Source organism: Pseudomonas sp. LBUM1666 (assembly GCF_059695775.1).
In genome coordinates this window covers 3253354-3270791 of record NZ_CP166789.1, presented here as the reverse complement: position 1 = coordinate 3270791, position 17438 = coordinate 3253354, and the positions used below count along the sequence as shown (strand labels likewise).

Annotated in this window: 18 protein-coding genes and 1 pseudogene; 10 read left to right on the top strand and 9 right to left on the bottom strand. The window is 57.5% G+C overall.

All coding sequences use genetic code 11. The annotated features are described in order from the left end of the window. Positions 1 to 103 precede the first annotated feature (103 nt). A complete protein-coding gene (locus tag ACA056_RS14795; RefSeq protein WP_497265620.1) occupies positions 104 to 715 on the top strand; it encodes an FMN-dependent NADH-azoreductase in 612 nt (203 codons plus the stop codon). Positions 716 to 894: 179 nt separating this feature from the next. Then, positions 895 to 1932 carry an alpha/beta hydrolase family protein gene (locus ACA056_RS14790; protein ID WP_497265618.1) on the top strand — a complete coding sequence of 346 codons (1038 nt, stop codon included), beginning with the start codon at positions 895 to 897 and terminating at the stop codon, positions 1930 to 1932. On the opposite strand, the gene ACA056_RS14785 is transcribed toward ACA056_RS14790, so the two are convergent. Then, positions 1933 to 3123, bottom strand: coding sequence for an MFS transporter (locus tag ACA056_RS14785; protein ID WP_497265616.1), 1191 nt, complete (start codon positions 3121 to 3123; stop codon positions 1933 to 1935). It abuts the gene before it with no gap. 261 nt (positions 3124 to 3384) lie between these two features. Continuing rightward, the gene (locus ACA056_RS14780; protein WP_497265614.1) at positions 3385 to 4974 is read right to left on the bottom strand and encodes an ABC-F family ATPase; all 1590 of its coding nucleotides are present in this window, start codon (positions 4972 to 4974) and stop codon (positions 3385 to 3387) included. Positions 4975 to 5457: 483 nt separating this feature from the next. Here ACA056_RS14780 and lpxO point away from each other — a divergent pair, with 483 nt between their 5' ends. After that, positions 5458 to 6357: a lipid A hydroxylase LpxO gene (gene lpxO / locus ACA056_RS14775; RefSeq protein WP_497265612.1), complete on the top strand. Its 900-nt coding sequence runs from the start codon at positions 5458 to 5460 to the stop codon at positions 6355 to 6357. A 164-nt stretch (positions 6358 to 6521) separates the two neighbouring features. Here the strand turns inward: lpxO and ku are convergent, their stop codons facing one another. Further along, the gene (ku, locus tag ACA056_RS14770) at positions 6522 to 7382 is read right to left on the bottom strand and encodes a non-homologous end joining protein Ku (protein ID WP_497265610.1); all 861 of its coding nucleotides are present in this window, start codon (positions 7380 to 7382) and stop codon (positions 6522 to 6524) included. A 203-nt stretch (positions 7383 to 7585) separates the two neighbouring features. Between ku and ACA056_RS14765 the strand changes: the two genes are divergently transcribed. Further along, entirely contained in the window at positions 7586 to 7942 is a 357-nt protein-coding gene (locus tag ACA056_RS14765; protein WP_497265608.1) for a hypothetical protein, read from the top strand. A 51-nt stretch (positions 7943 to 7993) separates the two neighbouring features. Next, the gene (locus tag ACA056_RS14760) at positions 7994 to 9145 is read left to right on the top strand and encodes a PQQ-dependent sugar dehydrogenase (RefSeq protein WP_497265606.1); all 1152 of its coding nucleotides are present in this window, start codon (positions 7994 to 7996) and stop codon (positions 9143 to 9145) included. Here ACA056_RS14760 and rimI read toward each other — a convergent pair. Beyond that, positions 9045 to 10244: a ribosomal protein S18-alanine N-acetyltransferase gene (gene rimI / locus ACA056_RS14755; protein ID WP_497265604.1), complete on the bottom strand. Its 1200-nt coding sequence runs from the start codon at positions 10242 to 10244 to the stop codon at positions 9045 to 9047. The genes ACA056_RS14760 and rimI overlap by 101 nt on opposite strands. 92 nt (positions 10245 to 10336) lie before the next feature. Between rimI and ACA056_RS14750 the strand changes: the two genes are divergently transcribed. Both ACA056_RS14750 and ACA056_RS14745 read left to right on the top strand, forming a co-directional pair. Next, positions 10337 to 11911 (top strand): RimK family ATP-grasp domain-containing protein, encoded by a 1575-nt coding sequence (locus ACA056_RS14750; RefSeq protein ID WP_497265602.1) that lies wholly within the window; start codon positions 10337 to 10339, stop codon positions 11909 to 11911. Between the two features lie 7 nt (positions 11912 to 11918). Further along, on the top strand, positions 11919 to 12842 hold the full coding sequence (locus ACA056_RS14745; protein ID WP_497265600.1) for a magnesium transporter CorA family protein: 924 nt from the start codon (positions 11919 to 11921) through the stop codon (positions 12840 to 12842). Here the strand turns inward: ACA056_RS14745 and ACA056_RS14740 are convergent. Next, entirely contained in the window at positions 12823 to 13155 is a 333-nt protein-coding gene (locus tag ACA056_RS14740) for a DUF2834 domain-containing protein (RefSeq protein ID WP_497265598.1), read from the bottom strand. The genes ACA056_RS14745 and ACA056_RS14740 overlap by 20 nt on opposite strands. Positions 13156 to 13403: 248 nt before the next feature. On the opposite strand from ACA056_RS14740, the pseudogene ilvA reads away from it, so the two are divergent. Next, positions 13404 to 14399, top strand: a pseudogene (ilvA, locus tag ACA056_RS14735) (threonine ammonia-lyase, biosynthetic); the annotation flags it as partial. Positions 14400 to 14423: 24 nt separating this feature from the next. Here ilvA and ACA056_RS14730 read toward each other — a convergent pair. Together ACA056_RS14730 and eco are read right to left on the bottom strand one after the other, a co-directional pair. Continuing rightward, positions 14424 to 14729, bottom strand: coding sequence for an NIPSNAP family protein (locus ACA056_RS14730; RefSeq protein ID WP_033055038.1), 306 nt, complete (start codon positions 14727 to 14729; stop codon positions 14424 to 14426). A 29-nt stretch (positions 14730 to 14758) separates the two neighbouring features. Beyond that, positions 14759 to 15241, bottom strand: a complete 483-nt coding sequence (gene eco / locus ACA056_RS14725) for a serine protease inhibitor ecotin (protein WP_497265595.1) — start codon at positions 15239 to 15241, stop codon at positions 14759 to 14761. A 301-nt stretch (positions 15242 to 15542) separates the two neighbouring features. Here eco and ACA056_RS14720 point away from each other — a divergent pair, with 301 nt between their 5' ends. Further along, entirely contained in the window at positions 15543 to 15812 is a 270-nt protein-coding gene (locus ACA056_RS14720) for a DUF1652 domain-containing protein (RefSeq protein WP_497265593.1), read from the top strand. Here the strand turns inward: ACA056_RS14720 and ACA056_RS14715 are convergent. Then, positions 15809 to 16204 (bottom strand): hypothetical protein, encoded by a 396-nt coding sequence (locus ACA056_RS14715; protein WP_497265591.1) that lies wholly within the window; start codon positions 16202 to 16204, stop codon positions 15809 to 15811. The genes ACA056_RS14720 and ACA056_RS14715 overlap by 4 nt on opposite strands. Before the next feature lie 91 nt (positions 16205 to 16295). After that, a complete protein-coding gene (locus tag ACA056_RS14710; protein WP_046047138.1) occupies positions 16296 to 16565 on the bottom strand; it encodes a DUF2790 domain-containing protein in 270 nt (89 codons plus the stop codon). Positions 16566 to 17073: 508 nt separating this feature from the next. On the opposite strand from ACA056_RS14710, the gene ACA056_RS14705 reads away from it, so the two are divergent. Beyond that, positions 17074 to 17370: a hypothetical protein gene (locus ACA056_RS14705; protein ID WP_095129893.1), complete on the top strand. Its 297-nt coding sequence runs from the start codon at positions 17074 to 17076 to the stop codon at positions 17368 to 17370. Positions 17371 to 17438 lie beyond the last annotated feature (68 nt).

The following is a 17438-nucleotide window of genomic DNA, read 5'->3' as shown; positions in this document are numbered from 1 at the left end:
GGGACGAACTATCGCATTGTTGCGGTCTAATCAGCTATTGGTTTCGCCTGTAGGATTCTCCCCATCAGATCGCCTCGTAGCGATCCTCACCTGGAGATCCCACATGAAACTGCTGCATATCGATTCGAGCATTCTTGGTGACAACTCGGCTTCCCGTCAGCTGAGCAGCGAAGTCGTTAAAGCCTGGCAAACCGCCGAGCCGACTGCCGTGGTGACCTATCGCGACCTGGCCGCCGATGCCATCAGCCATTTTTCCGCCACAACCCTGGTTGCCGCCGGCACCACCGCTGAACTGCGTAACGCCGCGCAGCAACACGAAGCCGAGCTGAGCGCGTCGACCCTGGCCGAATTCCTCGCTGCCGATGCCGTGGTGATTTCAGCTCCGATGTACAACTTCACCATCCCGACCCAACTCAAGGCCTGGATCGACCGCATCGCCGTTGCCGGTCAGACCTTCCGTTACACCGAAGCCGGTCCTGAAGGCCTGTGCGGTGGCAAGAAAGTCGTCATCGTTTCGACTTCCGGCGGTCTGCATGCGGGTCAGGCGACTGGCGTTGCTCACGAAGAGTACTTGAAAGTCCTGTTCGGCTTCATCGGTATCACTGACCTCGAGTTCGTCCGTGCCCATGGCCTTGCCTACGGTGATGAAGTCCGCACCAAAGCCATGAGCGACGCTCACACGCAAATCAGCGAGCAGTTGTTCGCTGCTGCGTAAGGCTTCTGTAAAGAAAATCAAACAGCTCGAGCAACATCCAAAAAACTCTGTATTCTGATCACGCAAGTGCCAGATATGGAGTTTTTTGTTTCTGGCTGTTTCGGAATTTCATTAAAAAGTGGCCCGAGTTATGCAGTCGAGGGTTAACGTCCCCGGTCAGTAGCCAGGTGGAGCCTCCCATGGTGCGTCTTTGTGCAACTTTACTGATTTGCCTGCTCAGCAGCCTGAACTCAGTGCACGCCGCGCCTGCGCCGCATCCTCACTGGAGCGTCGGCTTCCATGAGATGAGTTTTCTTGACCCTCTGGACTTGCAGCCGATGCGCGCCATCGCCTTCTATCCTTCCAGCGACAAGGAACACTCCAGCATCATCGAGGGCTACACGGTCGAAGCGGGCGAAGACACCCGAGTCGCCATCGGTCGTTTCCCGATGCTGATGCTGTCCCACGGCAACACCGGAACCCCGCTGGCCTTGCACGACCTCGCCACGTCGCTGGCACGCAAAGGGTTTGTGGTGGTGGCGGTGATCCATCCCGGTGACAACTCCAAAGACCACAGCCGTCTCGGTACGTTGAGTAACCTTTACGGTCGGCCCATCCAGATTTCCGAAGCCATTACCGCGACGCTGGGCGATCGAATGCTCGCGCCCTTCGTCAACGCCGATCAGGTCGGTGTGATCGGTTATTCGGCGGGAGGGGAGACTGCGCTGATTCTGTCCGGCGCGACACCAGACCTGGACCGTCTGCGCCGCTATTGTCTGGAACGCCCGGACGACCGCGATGCCTGCAACACTCAAGGCGAATTGATTGCTGACCGCGATGACTTGCAACCGGTGGCTGACCCTCGGGTTCGCGCCTTGCTGCTCATGGCGCCGCTGAGCCTGAAGTTTGGTCGCCATACCCTGGCCGACGTGCATGTGCCGGTGCTGCTCTACAGCGGCGACGGCGACAAACTGGTGGCATTCGACAAGAATGCCGCAGCCCTGGCGCGCAAACTGCCGATTGCACCGGACTTCAAGTTGCTGGCGGGGGCAGGGCACTTCGTGTTCATGGCGCCTTGTAATGAAGAGCAGATCATCGCCATGCCGGCGCTGTGTACCGATGCCGATGGTGTCGATCGCAAAGACATCCATCGCAACATGATTTCCGAAGCTGGGCGTTTCTTCTTTCATGCACTTGGCAAACCGACCCGGGCCGGAATGCAGACGGCGGATCAGTAATCAGGCGTTCATCGCACGGCGTTTCAACAACAGCGTCAGGCCCAATCCTGTTATCGATAACAACGCCGCGCTGAAGAAAATCCACGTGTACCCCAGGTTCAACGCCACCGCGCCCATCAACGGCCCGGCAATCGCTAGCGCCAGATCGAAAAACACTGCGTAAGCACTCAATCCCGCTCCGCGGCTGGAGTTGGGCACTTGCTTGATCGCTTCGACCCCCAGCGCCGGATACACCAGCGACAGACCGAATCCGGTCAGGCCTGCGCCGATCAGCGCATAACCGGTCGAAGGCGCAAGCCACAGCAATGCAAGGCCCACCGTTTCAATGCTCATACAGGCAATGGCCGAGGTGAACCCACCGAAACGGCTGATGCTGGAGATGAACAACAGTCGCGCCAGAATGAAACACACGCCGAACACCGTCAGGCAATAAGCCGCGCCGGCCCAGCCACGGCTGACGTAATACAGAGTAATAAAGGTGGTTAGCGTGCCATAACCGATGGAGGCGAGGCTCAAGCTCGCACCGAACGGCGCAATGCGCCCGAACACCGCCCAGAACGGCAGGCGCTCGCCGCGAATCACCGGCACCGAGGGTTTGTTTCGGATCAGCAACAACGCCGCCAGCGCCAGCACCGACAGCGCGATCCCAAGACTGGCGAACCCCAGCTCGCCAACCATCACCACGCCCAGCGGCGCACCAATGGCGATGGCGCCGTAGGAGGCGATGCCGTTCCAGGAGATCGATCGCGCGGTATGTTCCACGCCCACCTGACCCATGCACCAACTGATGGTGCCGACCCCGATCAAACCCTGGGCAATCCCCAGCAACAAGCGGCCGACGATCAGGATCAACAGGCTCAGCAACGGAAAGCTTTGCAGCAGCGTTGAAATCAACGTCAGCACGCCGCTCAACACAATCCCCGATAACCCGTAAACAATCGCCCGCTTGGTGCCGATGCTGTCCGACAGGCGCCCGGCCATCGGCCGGCTGAGCAGGGTGGCCAGGTACTGCGAGCCGATGGTCAGCCCCGCGATGATCGCGCTGAAGCCCAGCTGCTCATGGACGTAGCCCGGCAACACGGCAATCGGCAGGCCGATGCAGATGAAGGCAATAAAGGTATAGAAAACGATAGAGACGATCTGCAGGGTGATCGCCATGGAGCTTTGCGGTGGCAGTTGCTGCACAGACATGAGGGCTCGTTCGCGGGCGGCGGTAGGAGAACCGCATCATGGCGCGGGCGCAAAATAAAAGAAAGCAGGCTAACTACTTTACCTTGACCTATTGCTTGTTCTTTCGGGCCTCTTCGCGAGCAAGCTCGCTCCCACGTTAGATCTCCGTCCACTGTGGGAGCGAGCTTGCTCGCGAAGGTTTCAGCACCACAAAAATACTAAACCCCAAAATGCAAAAAGCCCCGTCACAAGGACAGGGCTTTTTGTTGAAGCAGCTTTTATTTAGAACACAACGCCCTGGCTACGCAGGTAGTCGTCATACGTGCCGCTGAAGTCGATCACGCCGTTGGCGCTCAACTCGATGATGCGGGTGGCCAGGGACGATACGAACTCTCGGTCGTGGCTGACGAAGATCAGTGTGCCCGGGTAGTTCTCCAGCGCCAGGTTCAGCGCCTCGATGGATTCCATGTCCAAGTGGTTGGTCGGTTCGTCCATGATCAGTACGTTCGGCTTTTGCAGGATCAGCTTGCCGAACAGCATGCGACCTTGCTCACCACCGGAGATGACCTTGACCGACTTGAGGATCTCGTCGTTGGAGAACAGCATCCGGCCGAGGGTGCCGCGAACGATTTGCTCGCCGCCCAGGGTCCATTGGCCCATCCAGTCGAACAGGTTGCAGTCGTCTTCGAAGTCGTGCGCGTGGTCCTGGGCGTAGTAGCCCAATTCCGCGGCGTCGGTCCACTTCACGGTGCCGGCATCCGGGGTTAGCTCATTGACCAGGGTACGCAGCAGGGTGGTTTTACCGATACCGTTCGGGCCGATGATCGCCACGCGCTCGCCAGCTTCAACCTGGAAGCTGAAGTCCTTGAACAGTGTCTTGCCGTCGAAGCCTTTGGCCATGCGCTCGACGATGACCGCTTGACGGTGCAGCTTCTTGGTTTGTTCGAAACGGATGAACGGGCTCACGCGGCTCGAAGGCTTGACCTCGGCCAGCTGGATCTTGTCGATCGCCTTGGCGCGGGAGGTCGCTTGCTTGGCTTTCGAGGCGTTGGCCGAGAAGCGGCTGACGAACGATTGCAGTTCCGAGATCTGCGCTTTCTTCTTGGCGTTGTCCGACAGCAGTTGCTCGCGGGACTGGGTCGCCACGGTCATGTACTCGTCGTAGTTGCCCGGGAACAGACGCAATTCGCCGTAATCCAGGTCAGCCATGTGGGTGCACACGCTGTTCAGGAAGTGACGGTCGTGAGAGATGATGATCATCAGGCTGGAGCGCTGGGTCAGAATGTTTTCCAGCCAGCGGATGGTGTTGATGTCCAGGTGGTTGGTCGGTTCGTCGAGCAACAGCACTTCAGGATCGGAGAACAGTGCCTGAGCCAGCAAAACGCGCAGTTTCCAGCCTGGGGACACTTCGCTCATCGGGCCGAAGTGCTGCTCGATGCCGATACCCAGGCCCAGCAGCAGTTCGCCAGCACGGGATTCGGCAGTGTAGCCGTCCATTTCGGCGAACTCGGTTTCCAGTTCCGCAACGGCCATGCCGTCTTCTTCGGTCATTTCCGGCAGCGAGTAGATGCGGTCGCGCTCGGCCTTGACCTTCCACAGTTCTTCGTGGCCCATGATCACGGTATCGATCACGGTGAATTCTTCGTAGGCGAACTGGTCCTGGCGCAATTTACCCAGACGCACGTTCGGCTCGAGCATGACCTGGCCGCCGGACGGCTCGAGGTCGTCGCCGAGGATTTTCATGAAAGTCGACTTGCCGCAACCGTTGGCGCCGATCAGGCCGTAGCGGTTGCCCGCGGCGAATTTGACCGAAACGTTTTCGAATAGCGGCTTGGCGCCGAACTGCATCGTGATGTTAGCTGTAGAGATCAAAGGTTTTTCCTGCGAAGCATTCAGAGTAGCTAGGGTTGCGGCAGTACCGATTCAGTACCCGTTTCCGGTTTTCGAACCACAGGAAATGCATCCCGGTCAGAAGCGGAAGGTCCATCTGGCAATAAGTGGACAGCAGCATATGGAGCGCTTGGCCCGAGTCGAAGTGCGCTGAGACGGGGTTCATTCCCGTCATCAACCAAGGGGGGCGCGTAATGTTTGGCGGCGATTGTACTGGTCTGGCTCTTTAAACGATAGGGCGTTAAGGCCGCACGGCCACTTTGGCAGCATCAGTGGACAGATTTTCACATCTGAAGGTTAACTATTGGTTACAAACTGTGGCTAAAATGCCATCTATCACCCGATGCCGACAGGCGGCATAGGCTCAAGGACGCGCTGTTTCGTATTCAGACGCTGCACAAGTCCCTCGGGCCGATTGGCCGGCAAGGGACGCAGTTTGTTCACTTCTGACGTGTGACGATTTTTGTGAAATTGATCATTGCCGCTATTTACGTTGTATCCATTGCGTACGTCCACTTGCGCGGACGTGTGCGCCACAAGCTGGGTCGCCAACTGAGCGACCACTCGACGTTTCTGGCGCCGATCAACTGCTTCCTTTATCTATTCTCCAAAATCCCGAACAAGCCTTATCTCAACCCGGCCGATTTTCCCGATCTGAGTCCCTTGCAGGACCATTGGGAAGAAGTTCGCGCCGAGGGCCAGAACCTGCTCAGGGCCGGGGAGATCAAGCGCTCGAATCAATACGACGACGTCGGCTTCAACTCGTTCTTCAAGACGGGCTGGAAACGTTTTTACCTGAAGTGGTACGGCGACAGCCATCCTTCGGCCATGAAACTTTGCCCGCGCACAACGGAATTGGTGCAAAGCATCGGCTCGATCAAGGCTGCGATGTTCGCCGAGCTGCCACCGGGTTCGAAACTGGTCCGTCACCGCGATCCGTATGCCGGTTCCTACCGCTATCACCTGGGCCTGGAAACCCCGAACGATGCCGGTTGCTACATCAACGTCGATGGCGAGAACTACCACTGGCGCGACGGTGAAGCGGTCATGTTCGACGAGACCTTCATTCATTACGCCGAAAACACCACCGAGCAGAACCGCATCATTCTGTTCTGCGACGTAGAGCGGCCGATGAAGTATCGCTGGGCGGCGGCGTTCAATGGCTGGTTCAGCCGTAATGTGATGTCGGCGGCGGGCGCACCGAACGATGCGGGTGACAAGACCGGCGGTATCAACCGCTTGTTCGCCAAAATCTACAAGATTCGCCTGCACGGCAAAGCGCTCAAGAAGCGCAACCGCAAGCTCTATTACATCGAAAAGTGGGCGATTTTCGGCGGATTGCTGGCGATTTTCGTCTTGATCTGAGTTTTGTGTTACGTCGGAAGACGCCATCGTCGGATCGCCGCCCGGAGACAAGCTCGCTCCCACACTGGAACTTCTGTGATCACACTATTTGTGAACAACACAGAGCCAATGTGGGAGCGAGCTTGCTCGCGATGGGGCCATAACATCCACCGCAAAACCATCAATCAGCCACGAGACGTCTTCGTGGCTTTTTTCTGCGCGGCAGGTTTAGCCGCCGGTTTGGTCTTACCGGAGCTCTTGCCGCCGAGGCTGCGTTTAAGCAGCTCTGTCAGATCGATAACATCCGCGGTTTTCCGTTCCTCTTCGCCAGTCGCCGTTTCGACATCCTCGATCTTGCCTTCATTAGCCTTTTTCTCCACCAAGGCCATGATCTTGTCTTCAAAACCGTCGCGATAGTCCTCGGGTTTCCAGTCTGCGCTCATGTCCTGAACCAGTCGTTTGGCCATATCGAGTTCACCTTTGGCCAGTTCGGGCTTGGTGACTTCACTGCCCAACTCAAGCGTATCCAGACTTCGCACTTCGGCGGGCCAGCGCAGCATCACCAATACCATCGCCGATTCCAGCGGCATCAGCGCGGCGAGGTGCTGGCGCGTGTGCAGCACAACATGAGCCAAGGCAACTTTATTGGTTTTGCTTAACGTTTCGCGCAACAGCGCATAGACCTTGCCACCGCGTTTGTCCGGCGCGAGGTAGTAGGGTGTATCGATGTTTTGCAGGGGGATCTGCTCGCTGTCGACAAAGGAAAAGATGTCGATGGTCTGAGTGGACAGAGGGTGCGCCGACTTGATTTCCTCTTCGCTGAGGACCACATACCGACCCTTTTCATACTGCACACCTTTAACGATGTGTTCCTTGGTCACTTCCTTGCCGGTGACCTTGTTGACGCGCTTGTAGCCCACCGGGTCCATGCTGCGGCTGTCGAGCCAGTCGAAATCCACCCCTTGCGAGGACGTCGCCGAGACCAGCGCCACAGGGATATGCACCAGACCGAAACTGATCGCGCCTTTCCAGATTGCCCGTGCCATGGTCGTCTTCTCGCGAGTGATGTTCAGGTGACCTGTGACGCTGTGCAAAAGTTTCAGCGGGCTGCGACCCGGTCCTGCGGGCGTATCGGCGGTCGGGTCAACTCGTGTTACATCTTGTGAAGGAGGTTTTAGTTAACAAATCCGAACCCCGGGCGTAGCGTGATATCGAAGTTCCTATCCACGCTGATGTCGAGAGGCTCCCCATGAACAGATTTATGCTCGGCTGCATCGCGTTGGCGCTGAGTGGCGTGCTGAGCAATCTGGCCCAGGCTGACACCGCATCGCCACCTTCTTCATTGCTGATGGCCCAGAGCCCGACGGGCCACACCAGCAATCCTTACAACAGCCCGATTCGGCGGGCCAATCCCAACAGCATGCAAGGCACGCAACCCAGCGCGCCGGCCATTCGTGGGCCGAACACAGTGCCCGTGCCGCGGCCACCGACGCTGGATAATGGTGGCGTCGGCAACCGCTATCCCCAGGATCGTTCGCCTCCCGCCACCCCACCGAAATTCATTCCCAACCCACCTCACCGAGACGCAGACACCAGCAACCGTTGAACGGCACGACAGCGTTCTTGCCAGCCATTCGAACGACAAAAGGAATCGTGCATGTTGCGTAAAACCCTTCTGGCCACACTGTGTGCCAGCGTACTGATCACCGTCACGGCGCCCGTTTTCGCAGCGCCAACCCAGAATTTGAAAAGCGAACAGGGCACCCTTGAGGTGACGACAATGACCAAGGGGCTCGAACATCCCTGGGCCTTGGCGTTCCTTCCCGATCGCCAAGGGATGCTGGTGACCGAGCGACCCGGCAACCTGCGGGTGATCAGCGCCGACGGTAAACTTTCCGCACCGCTCAGTGGCGTGCCACAGGTCTGGGCCAAGGGGCAGGGCGGATTGCTGGATGTAGCGTTGTCGCCCGACTTCAAGCAAGACCGCACGGTCTATCTGTCGTATGCCGAAGGTGGCGGTGAGGGCGACAAGGCCGGGACGGCGGTCGGTCGCGGACGTCTGTCTGACGACCTGACGGCCATCAAGGATTTCAAAGTGATCTTTCGCCAGGAGCCCAAGCTTTCAGTCGGTAACCACTTCGGCTCAAGATTGGTGTTCGATCGCGACGGCTATCTGTTCATCACCCTTGGCGAGAACAATGACCGGCCGACCGCCCAAGACCTCGACAAGCTGCAAGGCAAGATCGTGCGGATCTACCCGGACGGCAAGGTGCCGGATGACAACCCCTTTGTCGGTCAGGCCGGCGTACGCCCGGAAATCTGGTCCTACGGCCAGCGCAATCCGCAAGGCGCGGCGCTCAATCCCTGGACCGGCACCCTTTGGGAAAACGAACACGGTCCCCAGGGGGGCGATGAAATCAACATCATCGAGCGTGGCAAGAACTACGGCTGGCCGATGGCAACCCATGGCATCAATTATTCCGGCCAGCCGATTCCGGAAGCCAAGGGCAAGACCGCCGAAGGCACCGTCGCCCCGCGCCACGTCTGGGAAAAGTCCCCCGGCCTCAGCGGCATGGCGTTCTACGACGCTGACCGCTTCAAGGCCTGGCAGCACAACGTGTTTATCGGCGCGTTAGTGAGCCAGGAGTTGATCCGTTTGCAGTTCGATGGCGACAAGGTCGTTCACGAAGAGCGATTGCTGGGTGAACTCAACAAGCGGATTCGCGATGTGCGGCAGGGGCCGGACGGGTATTTGTATGTGTTGACCGACGAGGACGATGGGGCGTTGTACAAGGTTGGTCTGAAGTAACCGAATCGCGGGCATACAGAATTACCGCCGCCCGCAACTTGCCCCGACCGAAACTGCACATCTTTTCGAATTCCCCATGGCTGACCGGCAAATGCTGGCAGTCCATGGGTTGGCGATGCTGGCTGTGATCGACATCCGGGTCATGCAGGTAGACGAACTCTTCATCGCAATCGGTGACGATCACCCAATGCGGCGATTTGGAACGGGTCAGTCGATAGCTGCTGATGAGCACCAGCGGTTGTCCGCCACCGTCCAGTAACCGTGGAAGGTCCAGTGGTCCGCCGATCACTCGCTCCACATCAGTCTCTTGTAGCTGCGTGGTGAACTCTTCGTGCACTAACCGCATTACATCTTTTTTATGCACATCGCGTACGCCATCGAGAAACAGTGGCCCGGCCATGCTCAGTTGCAGTCGCACCCGAAACCCTCGTTGCCATGCTGCCAGCGCCAGGCCTTGAGGGCTGCAGCCACCATGGCCGGAGGTCATGAACACGGTGGTCGCCTCGCGCCAGATTTGCAGTTCTTCACGCCGCTCCAGTAACCGACCCTGTTGCAACGCGCCCATGGCCATCAACAAGCAGGCCGGGCCGCAGGTGAAGTCGGTGGTCTGTCGGTACCACGGCACCTGGATATTGCGCGAGTCGCGGTGCTGGAGGATGCGCTTTTCCAGTCGCAGCGCGTCGGCATGGTCCTGGTAATAGTCATGAATCAGCGCAAAACGTCGGTAACCGTTGCGCTCATACAGGGCAATCGCTGCCGGGTTGTCGATGCGTACTTCCAGCCGAAGATAGGCGCAGTCGTGCTCAAGGGCGCAGGCCTCGATGCGTTCGAGCAATTGCCTGCCCAGACCGTTGCCGCGCGCGTCGGTGGCGATCGCAATCGAGTAAAGGCGCGCCAGCGAAGTACCCCGGTGAAACAGCACCACGGCGTAACCGACCAGGTGTTCGCCACGCTGGGCTACCAACAGTTGCCCATGGGCCCGCGTGATCATCCATTGAAAACTGCGACGGTTAAGCCGATCCGTGGTGAAACAGTGTTGTTCGAGTTCCAGCAGCGCCGGTAAGTCTTCAACGACCGCCAAGCGAAAAACCAGATTCATATGACCACCGTAAAAGTTGCGTAACGAAACGGGACTTTCTAAATAGTTCGTGCTTAATAGGAATGGTCTTGTTCTCCAACGGATCAATCACTATGTCAGCGGTACAGGATCATTGGCGCGAAGTATCCGAGCAAACTTTGCCGGCAGCAACTTATTTAAATGATGGTGTTAGAACTTCCAGTCAGTTGATTATCATCGTCGAGCGCAAGGAAGACTGGGCTTCCTACTTTCCCAGTGAAGACATCGTGACGGCTCAGGAATACCTCGAAAAAACCCGTGATGACGAGCGGGGCAAGCGGGTGCAGGTGATCAATCTGTGCCGCAGCTACAAGTATCTGGGGCACGGTTACTACTGCTCGCTGCTGGCCGAAGCCCGTGGGCACAAGGTGATTCCGTCGGTGCGGACCATCAGCGAACTGACTCGAAAATCCTTGTACGGCCTGGCCTTGGATGATCTGGATAAAACCCTGGAAAAAGCCCTCAGTCATCATCTTTACAGCGATACCGAAGGCTTTACCCTGACACTGTACTTTGGCAAGACTCATATCGAGCCGTTGCAGGATCTGGCGCGACAGTTGTTTGAAGTCTTTCCGTGCCCAATATTGTTAGTTGAGTTTCGTCGAACTAACGGCTGGCACATCGAAGGGATAAAGTCCGGCGCCTTACATAAGTTACGTGAAGATCAGGAAGACCAGTTCGCCCACTCACTCGATAGTTTCAGCCGCAAGATCTGGCGCGTGCCGCGTTCCCGGCGTTTGGCCCGTTATGACCTGGCCATCCTGCACGATCCCCAGGAAGCGTTACCGCCATCGAATGCCAAGGCGCTGGACAACTTCGTCAGGGTTGGCAAGACATTGGGCATCGACGTCGAGCTGATCGAGCGCAAGGACTACGCACGTATCGCCGAATACGACGGGCTGCTGATCCGCGAGACGACAAGCGTCGATAACCATACCTACCGTTTTGCCAAGAAAGCCGAGAGCGAAGGGCTGGTGGTGATGGACGACCCAGCCTCGATTCTGCGTTGCACCAACAAGGTGTATCTGACCGATCTGCTCAAGAGCCATCAACTGGGCATGCCCGCCACCGAGATTCTCTACAAAGAGCGACCGGAAGACTTTGAACGGGTTGGCGAGCGCCTCGGTTTCCCGTTGGTGCTGAAGATCCCCGACGGCTGTTTCTCTCGGGGCGTGATTAAGGTCGAAAGCCAGCAAGCCTTGCTCGAAGCCACGGCCGAGTTGTTCGAGCATTCGGTACTGTTGCTGGCCCAGGAATTCTTCTACACCGAGTACGACTGGCGCATCGGTGTGCTCAACCGCAAACCCATCTTCGCCTGCCAGTACTTCATGTCCAAGGGCCATTGGCAGATCTACAACCACAAGGCCAAGGGCCAGGACATCAACGGCGAATGCCGCACCCTGGCGGTTCACGAAGCACCGCGGGCGGTGGTGGAGCTGGCGGTGAAGACCGCGAACCTGATCGGCGATGGCCTCTACGGCGTCGACCTGAAGCAGTCCGGCGACAAAGTGGTGGTGATTGAGGTCAACGACAACCCGAACATGGACGCCGGCATCGAAGACGCTTACTTGCAGGACGATCTCTATTCACTGGTGCTGGAAGAGTTCGTCCGTCGCCTGGAACTCAAGCGCCGCGGTCAGGCCTGGTGAACGGCCGATGATCAAGAGCTTTCAACTGATCCACGGCGCCCTGCACAAAGTCGAACGGCTGGACGCCGAAGTGATGTTGTTCAGTAATCCCGATGCGGCCGAACGGGACCTGCTGCACAGCCATTTCAAAGTTGATGAACACGCGCTGGCCTCGGCCCTGGACCCCGATGAGGTGTCACGCATCGAGTTTCACCCTGATAACCTGTTCCTGATCTGGAAACGCCCGGAAAACTATTCCGGCGCGGGCAGCCTGGCCTTCGAAGTGTCGTCCTGCGGTTTGCTGTTTTCCGAGCATCGTTTGCTGGTGATCGCCACCGACGACTCTCCGCTCAGTGGTCTCGGCATGCGTCAGCCCCTGAACACGCCGCTGGATGTGTTGCTCGACCTGCTGTTCAACAACATCCATCACTACTTGGGCCACCTGAAGGTGATCAAACTGGTTGCCCGGGAGTTGCAGCAGAAATTCAACGCGTCGATGCAGAACCAGCACCTGATCCAGATGTTCAACCTCAGCGAAAGCCTGATCTATTACATCAATGCGATTCACAGCAACGGCGCAGTCCTGACCCGGTTGCGCAATCACGCCGCAAAGGAACATTTCAGTGCCGAAGCCATTGGCCTGATCGACGACCTGATCATCGAAAACAACCAGTGCTACAAACAGGCGGAAATCTACTCCACCGTGTTCTCCGGGCTGATCGACGCCCGGGGCAACCTGATGAACAACAGCATGAACAACCTGCTGCGCAAGCTGACGTTGATCAATGTGGTTTTTCTGCCGCTGAACCTGATTGCAAGTATCGGCGGCATGTCCGAGTTCAGCATGATGACGGCGGGCGTGCCGTGGTGGGTTTCGTATCCGCTGTTTCTGACCGCGATGATAATGGGGGCTGGAGTGATGGTGCTCGGGCTCAGGCGGTTGGCGAAGTGACGGCCTTTCTCCGATCCTGCAGGCCACGGACCACGAGGTACACCAGCGGCCCGATGGAGACGAAAATAGCGGTGATCAAAAGGTAGGGAACCACCGACCATCCCGACTGCCCCCGCTTGCGCGCATCCGTGTACATCCAGATGCCCGCGAGCGTCGCCAGCAGGTACAAATCAATCACCACCTGCGCCGTGTCGGGGCGCGACATCAGGCTGATACCGAAGTGGATCAATGACTGTTCGGCCTGCAGCATCACCGAAACGGTGTAGCCGGCGAACGCAATCAGGGCAATGAGGGGCAGGGCGACAGACTTCATGGTTTCCTTCCTTGGGACAATGAGCAGAGTCGTCAGCCTACAGAGGCCGAGTAAAATTGGCCATTGACTTGCCATCAGCGTCCGGCTAATTTCCGGGCATGACTTCCACTGTATTGCGCTGCCAGCCAAGCATTATTACCGCCATTCCTTATTTGGCGGGCTAGCTCACGACTGCAGCACCCAACCCGCCCTAGAGGCGGGTTTTTACTTTCTGTCTCTTGGGCTCCGATCAACGTCAGGAGACGACCATGAGCAGCACCACCGCCCAGCAGACCTTGCTTGAGCACTATGTGAAAAAGATCCTCGCCGCGCCCGTGTATGAGCTCGCGGTGCGTACGCCGCTGCAACCGGCACCAGCGTTGTCCGAGGCGCTCGGCAATCAGATCCTGCTCAAGCGCGAAGACCTTCAGCCGACCTTTTCCTTCAAGATCCGCGGTGCCTATAACAAACTGGTGCAACTGAGCGATGAGCAAAAGGCTCGCGGGGTAATCACCGCTTCCGCCGGTAATCATGCGCAAGGCGTGGCATTAGCAGCCCGTGAACTTGGAATTGCGGCGACCATCGTCATGCCGCGTACGACGCCGGAACTGAAGGTGCTGGGTGTGCGCAGTCGGGGCGCCGATGCCGTGCTGCACGGTGAGAGTTTTCCGTTTGCCCTGGACTATGCACTGAACCTGGCGCGGCAAACCGGTCGCACCTTTGTCTCACCCTTCGACGACCCGGACGTGATCGCGGGGCAGGGCACCGTCGCCATGGAGATCCTGCGTCAGCATCAAGGTCCACTGGACGCGATCTTCGTCCCGGTGGGTGGTGGCGGCCTGATCGCTGGCATCGCGGCGTACGTCAAATACTTGCGACCTGAAGTCCGCATCATCGGCGTCGAATCGGAGCATTCGGCGTGTTTGCATGCGGCATTACGGGCCGGCGAGCGAGTTGTCCTGCCGAACGTAGGCACTTTCGCCGACGGTGTAGCCGTCGCGCAGATCGGTGCTTTTGGTTTCGAGGTCTGCAGGTTTTGCGTCGATGAGGTGTTGACCGTCAGCAACGACGAACTCTGCGCCGCCATCAAGAATATCTACGACGATACCCGCTCGATCACCGAACCTTCCGGTGCCTTGGCCGTGGCCGGAATCAAGAAGTACGTGGCGCAGACCGGTGCCCGTGGTCAGACACTGGTAGCGATCGACTCAGGCGCCAATATCAATTTCGACAGTTTGCGTCATGTGGCCGAGCGCGCCGCGTTGAGCGGCGCCCCGGCGTGAGCGGTGTCAGGCCAGCAGCGGGCGCAGGAAGGTCCGCTCGTAACTGACAATAAATTTCTTTTCGACCAGCGAAGCTACGAGCGCGGTGCTTTCGGCGTCAGTCATCGCGATATGCCGGTAGCTTTCGTAGTCCGCCAGCGAAGGAAAGCTGAACAGGCAGTAGGCGATATTGCTCGCGCCCTCGGAAGGCAGGAAGTACCCGTGGTGCGTACCACCCAAACGCTCGACGATGCCGAGCCAGGCTTTGGCATACGCTTCGAATTCGCTGAGTTGATATGGATCGATCACATATTTGACGTGGCAGGTAATCAAAATGGCGCTCCTGTAACGGGATAGAACGGTTATTCCTGGACGGCTTTCTCGACCTTGCTCGACGCCGACCAGATCCGGTAGCGGACTTCGACGTCTTTGGGCACGTAGAGCACGATCGGCAGTTTGCTGTTGTAGCGCAGCATGAAACCGTCACCCACCACGGGCACGAAGTCCTTTTTACTTTTGCCGCCCGGGCAGGCCATCTGCGTACTCATTGGGCCGATGACTTTTTCCAGGCGGTAGAACGGGTAGCCCCAGCCTTCGAGGTTTTTCTCTTCGAGAATGCCGCCCAGGCGTTGGCGATTGCAGTCGACGGTCAGGGTTTTGCCAGCGAGGATTTCGACCTGGAAACTGTCTTCCTGAGTCTGTGGGGCAAGGTGAATGACCTGGCGGGTGAACCCGCTCTCAGCTTTGGGGAACGGCGCAACCTCTTCGAGTTTCGCGGCGTGAGCGATGGTCGACAGCCCGGCAACAATCAGCCCGACGGTAGTGATATAGGTCAAAGAACCCATGATGCCTCCTTGCGTGTGTGTGGTTGCGGCGGATACTGAATGTCTGGAGGCATTCTTACTGCCGTCAGCTGCGAATGCAAACATCAGGGATGTGTGCAAATTGCAGGGGCACAACAGGCCTTTCTTGCAGATTGCATGAGGCCATTTAGCAGTGGTTTGGCTAAATCGTTGATTTACCGATGAGCTGCAGGGCGAAATCCTAGGCATGTTTTATGCTGTAGCTGGTCTTAAGCTGACCGGGGATTTCATTGAGTCAGTATCGACCGTTGATTGGCAGTCTCACATTAAGGAGAGGGTCGCCATGTTTCTTTCTGCCTTGGAACTTCGCAACATCATTGAAAGCAGTTTTTTGCCGAAACGTTGTCAATGCACGCTGTCGCCGGACCTGTCGATGACCGTTAAGGTGTATTCCGATCGGGAAACCGATCACCTCGACTTCATGGTGACCGGAATAAATGCCAAGCACTTAAATGGTTGCCGAGAAATCAACGACTTGATTGCGGGACTGCGCTCTGACATGCAGCACCAAACCATTGCCCAGACTCTGCATCCAGACCGGAAAGCGCTTTAACCTACGGTTTCGAGTTCCATCGACACGCGCTTGGTCTGGAGAAATGCCAGACCCAGCGCCAGTTCGACCACCACCACAAGCAAAATGCCCGGACCGGCATGGCCATTGAGCCATTCGCCGAAGCCCAGGGCTGCCAACCCCCAGCAGCCGACCATGAAGCCGTTGCTCAGTGCATGGCGGGTGGTCGAAGGCGACTCATTTCGAACCAGATAAAACATCACGCCCAATGCCGCGAACAGCATTGCACTGCGCCGCGCGACAACGCCCACCGCCAACGAGTATTCGATGCTCCAGATTGACAGCAACCAGTCGGGCATCAACCCCCAGACCAGGGCCAGCAAAAAACACAGAAGGGAAGTGAAGGTCGACAAGGCACGAAACGATAACTGCATGGCGAATCCTTGCGGCAGTGGGGGGAGGCGCTGAGCATAGCGCCAGAACCCCTCACAGGAATACCGCAAAGTATTGAATCAGACCTTTCCGTCAGTTCTGATAACTGCAAGCGTCGGAAAGCTTCCGATAGGAGATTTCCGCAGGCTTGCCCGAGGTGCTATCGATGTACTTCATGTCGGCTGTGACCACTTTGCAGTCCAGTGTCGACGGTTCGGTCAAGGTGATGACCTTGCCCACGTGCAGCGGCATACCGTAGTGGTATGGCACCGCCTGGGAGCTCGAAGTGTCATTGGCCTGGGCCAGACCGGCAAACGCGGTGCAGGCGAGGGCGGTAGTGATCAGCAAGGTGCGCATGTTCATGAACGATCTCCGGTGCGGGCTTAAAGTCAGCTCAACGTTTAGGCGTCGAACCTGCCGCACTGGGCGTCAGAGAACTCTGAGGGCGTGCGGTCCAGTAAAGTTTTGGACCGCGGGGTTAAGCGATGGTTAACCCGACTGAATGCCGCCTGTCGTGAGGAGGTTTCTGTCAGAGGTTTCATGTAGGTAAAAAAACTGAGGGTGGTTCGGCGTGTTCCTACACGCTTGGACTCTTTGTCGTCTTTCGCCGGCAAGCTGCCAGCGTTTACTGTTTGACCTCGCTGCAAAATCAGCGAGCAGGTTTGGTCACCTGATGCCATCACACATATGTGTGCCATCATTCGCGCTGCGGACATCTATGTCCTCGTAGTGCGTTGCAATGGCGGCTGTGTGCTGGACGCCTTCGGGCGAACCGATTTGATGGTGTCGGTTGACCAAGCCTGCACACAGTCCGCCTCCCATCGTTTGGTCACGGTACTGGCGGTTATTTACTAATCATCGAGTAATTACTATGCCAACGATAAATCCATTCCCCGATCGCTATCGCTCAATCAAAAGCAGCGTTACCGACACAAACCCAATGGTCATCGATACCGAGGCCAATCCCCAAGACATTCTCGAAGCCGCTTTGCAGCGTGTCCGAGCCGCCAGCCAGTTACTCGAAACGCTCCATTGCCAATGCTTCAAGAACGGTGATGTTCAGGATATTCCGCACATTACCCACGCGCTTTATCTGCTGACGCAGGATGGGTGTGATTTGCTGCTGGTTGCGCAGCAGCAGATGATGGGGTGGAAGGCGCCGGTCTGACGCTATGCGGTAAGAAAGTGGAAGCAGTAAGACTTTAGGAAGAATCAATTCTTTCTACTTTGCTGCTT

Excerpts from the sequence above, each read along its gene's own strand:
- ACA056_RS14795 (WP_497265620.1), top strand. The coding sequence starts at position 104 with ATGAAACTGCTGCATATCGATTCGAGCATTCTTGGTGACAACTCGGCT.
- ACA056_RS14790 (WP_497265618.1), top strand. The coding sequence starts at position 895 with ATGGTGCGTCTTTGTGCAACTTTACTGATTTGCCTGCTCAGCAGCCTG.
- ACA056_RS14785 (WP_497265616.1), bottom strand. The coding sequence starts at position 3,123 with ATGTCTGTGCAGCAACTGCCACCGCAAAGCTCCATGGCGATCACCCTG.
- ku (WP_497265610.1), bottom strand. The coding sequence starts at position 7,382 with ATGGCACGGGCAATCTGGAAAGGCGCGATCAGTTTCGGTCTGGTGCAT.
- ACA056_RS14765 (WP_497265608.1), top strand. The coding sequence starts at position 7,586 with ATGAACAGATTTATGCTCGGCTGCATCGCGTTGGCGCTGAGTGGCGTG.
- ACA056_RS14760 (WP_497265606.1), top strand. The coding sequence starts at position 7,994 with ATGTTGCGTAAAACCCTTCTGGCCACACTGTGTGCCAGCGTACTGATC.
- rimI (WP_497265604.1), bottom strand. The coding sequence starts at position 10,244 with ATGAATCTGGTTTTTCGCTTGGCGGTCGTTGAAGACTTACCGGCGCTG.
- ACA056_RS14750 (WP_497265602.1), top strand. The coding sequence starts at position 10,337 with ATGTCAGCGGTACAGGATCATTGGCGCGAAGTATCCGAGCAAACTTTG.
- ACA056_RS14745 (WP_497265600.1), top strand. The coding sequence starts at position 11,919 with ATGATCAAGAGCTTTCAACTGATCCACGGCGCCCTGCACAAAGTCGAA.
- ACA056_RS14740 (WP_497265598.1), bottom strand. The coding sequence starts at position 13,155 with ATGAAGTCTGTCGCCCTGCCCCTCATTGCCCTGATTGCGTTCGCCGGC.
- eco (WP_497265595.1), bottom strand. The coding sequence starts at position 15,241 with ATGGGTTCTTTGACCTATATCACTACCGTCGGGCTGATTGTTGCCGGG.
- ACA056_RS14720 (WP_497265593.1), top strand. The coding sequence starts at position 15,543 with ATGTTTCTTTCTGCCTTGGAACTTCGCAACATCATTGAAAGCAGTTTT.
- ACA056_RS14715 (WP_497265591.1), bottom strand. The coding sequence starts at position 16,204 with ATGCAGTTATCGTTTCGTGCCTTGTCGACCTTCACTTCCCTTCTGTGT.
- ACA056_RS14710 (WP_046047138.1), bottom strand. The coding sequence starts at position 16,565 with ATGAACATGCGCACCTTGCTGATCACTACCGCCCTCGCCTGCACCGCG.
- ACA056_RS14705 (WP_095129893.1), top strand. The coding sequence starts at position 17,074 with ATGCCAACGATAAATCCATTCCCCGATCGCTATCGCTCAATCAAAAGC.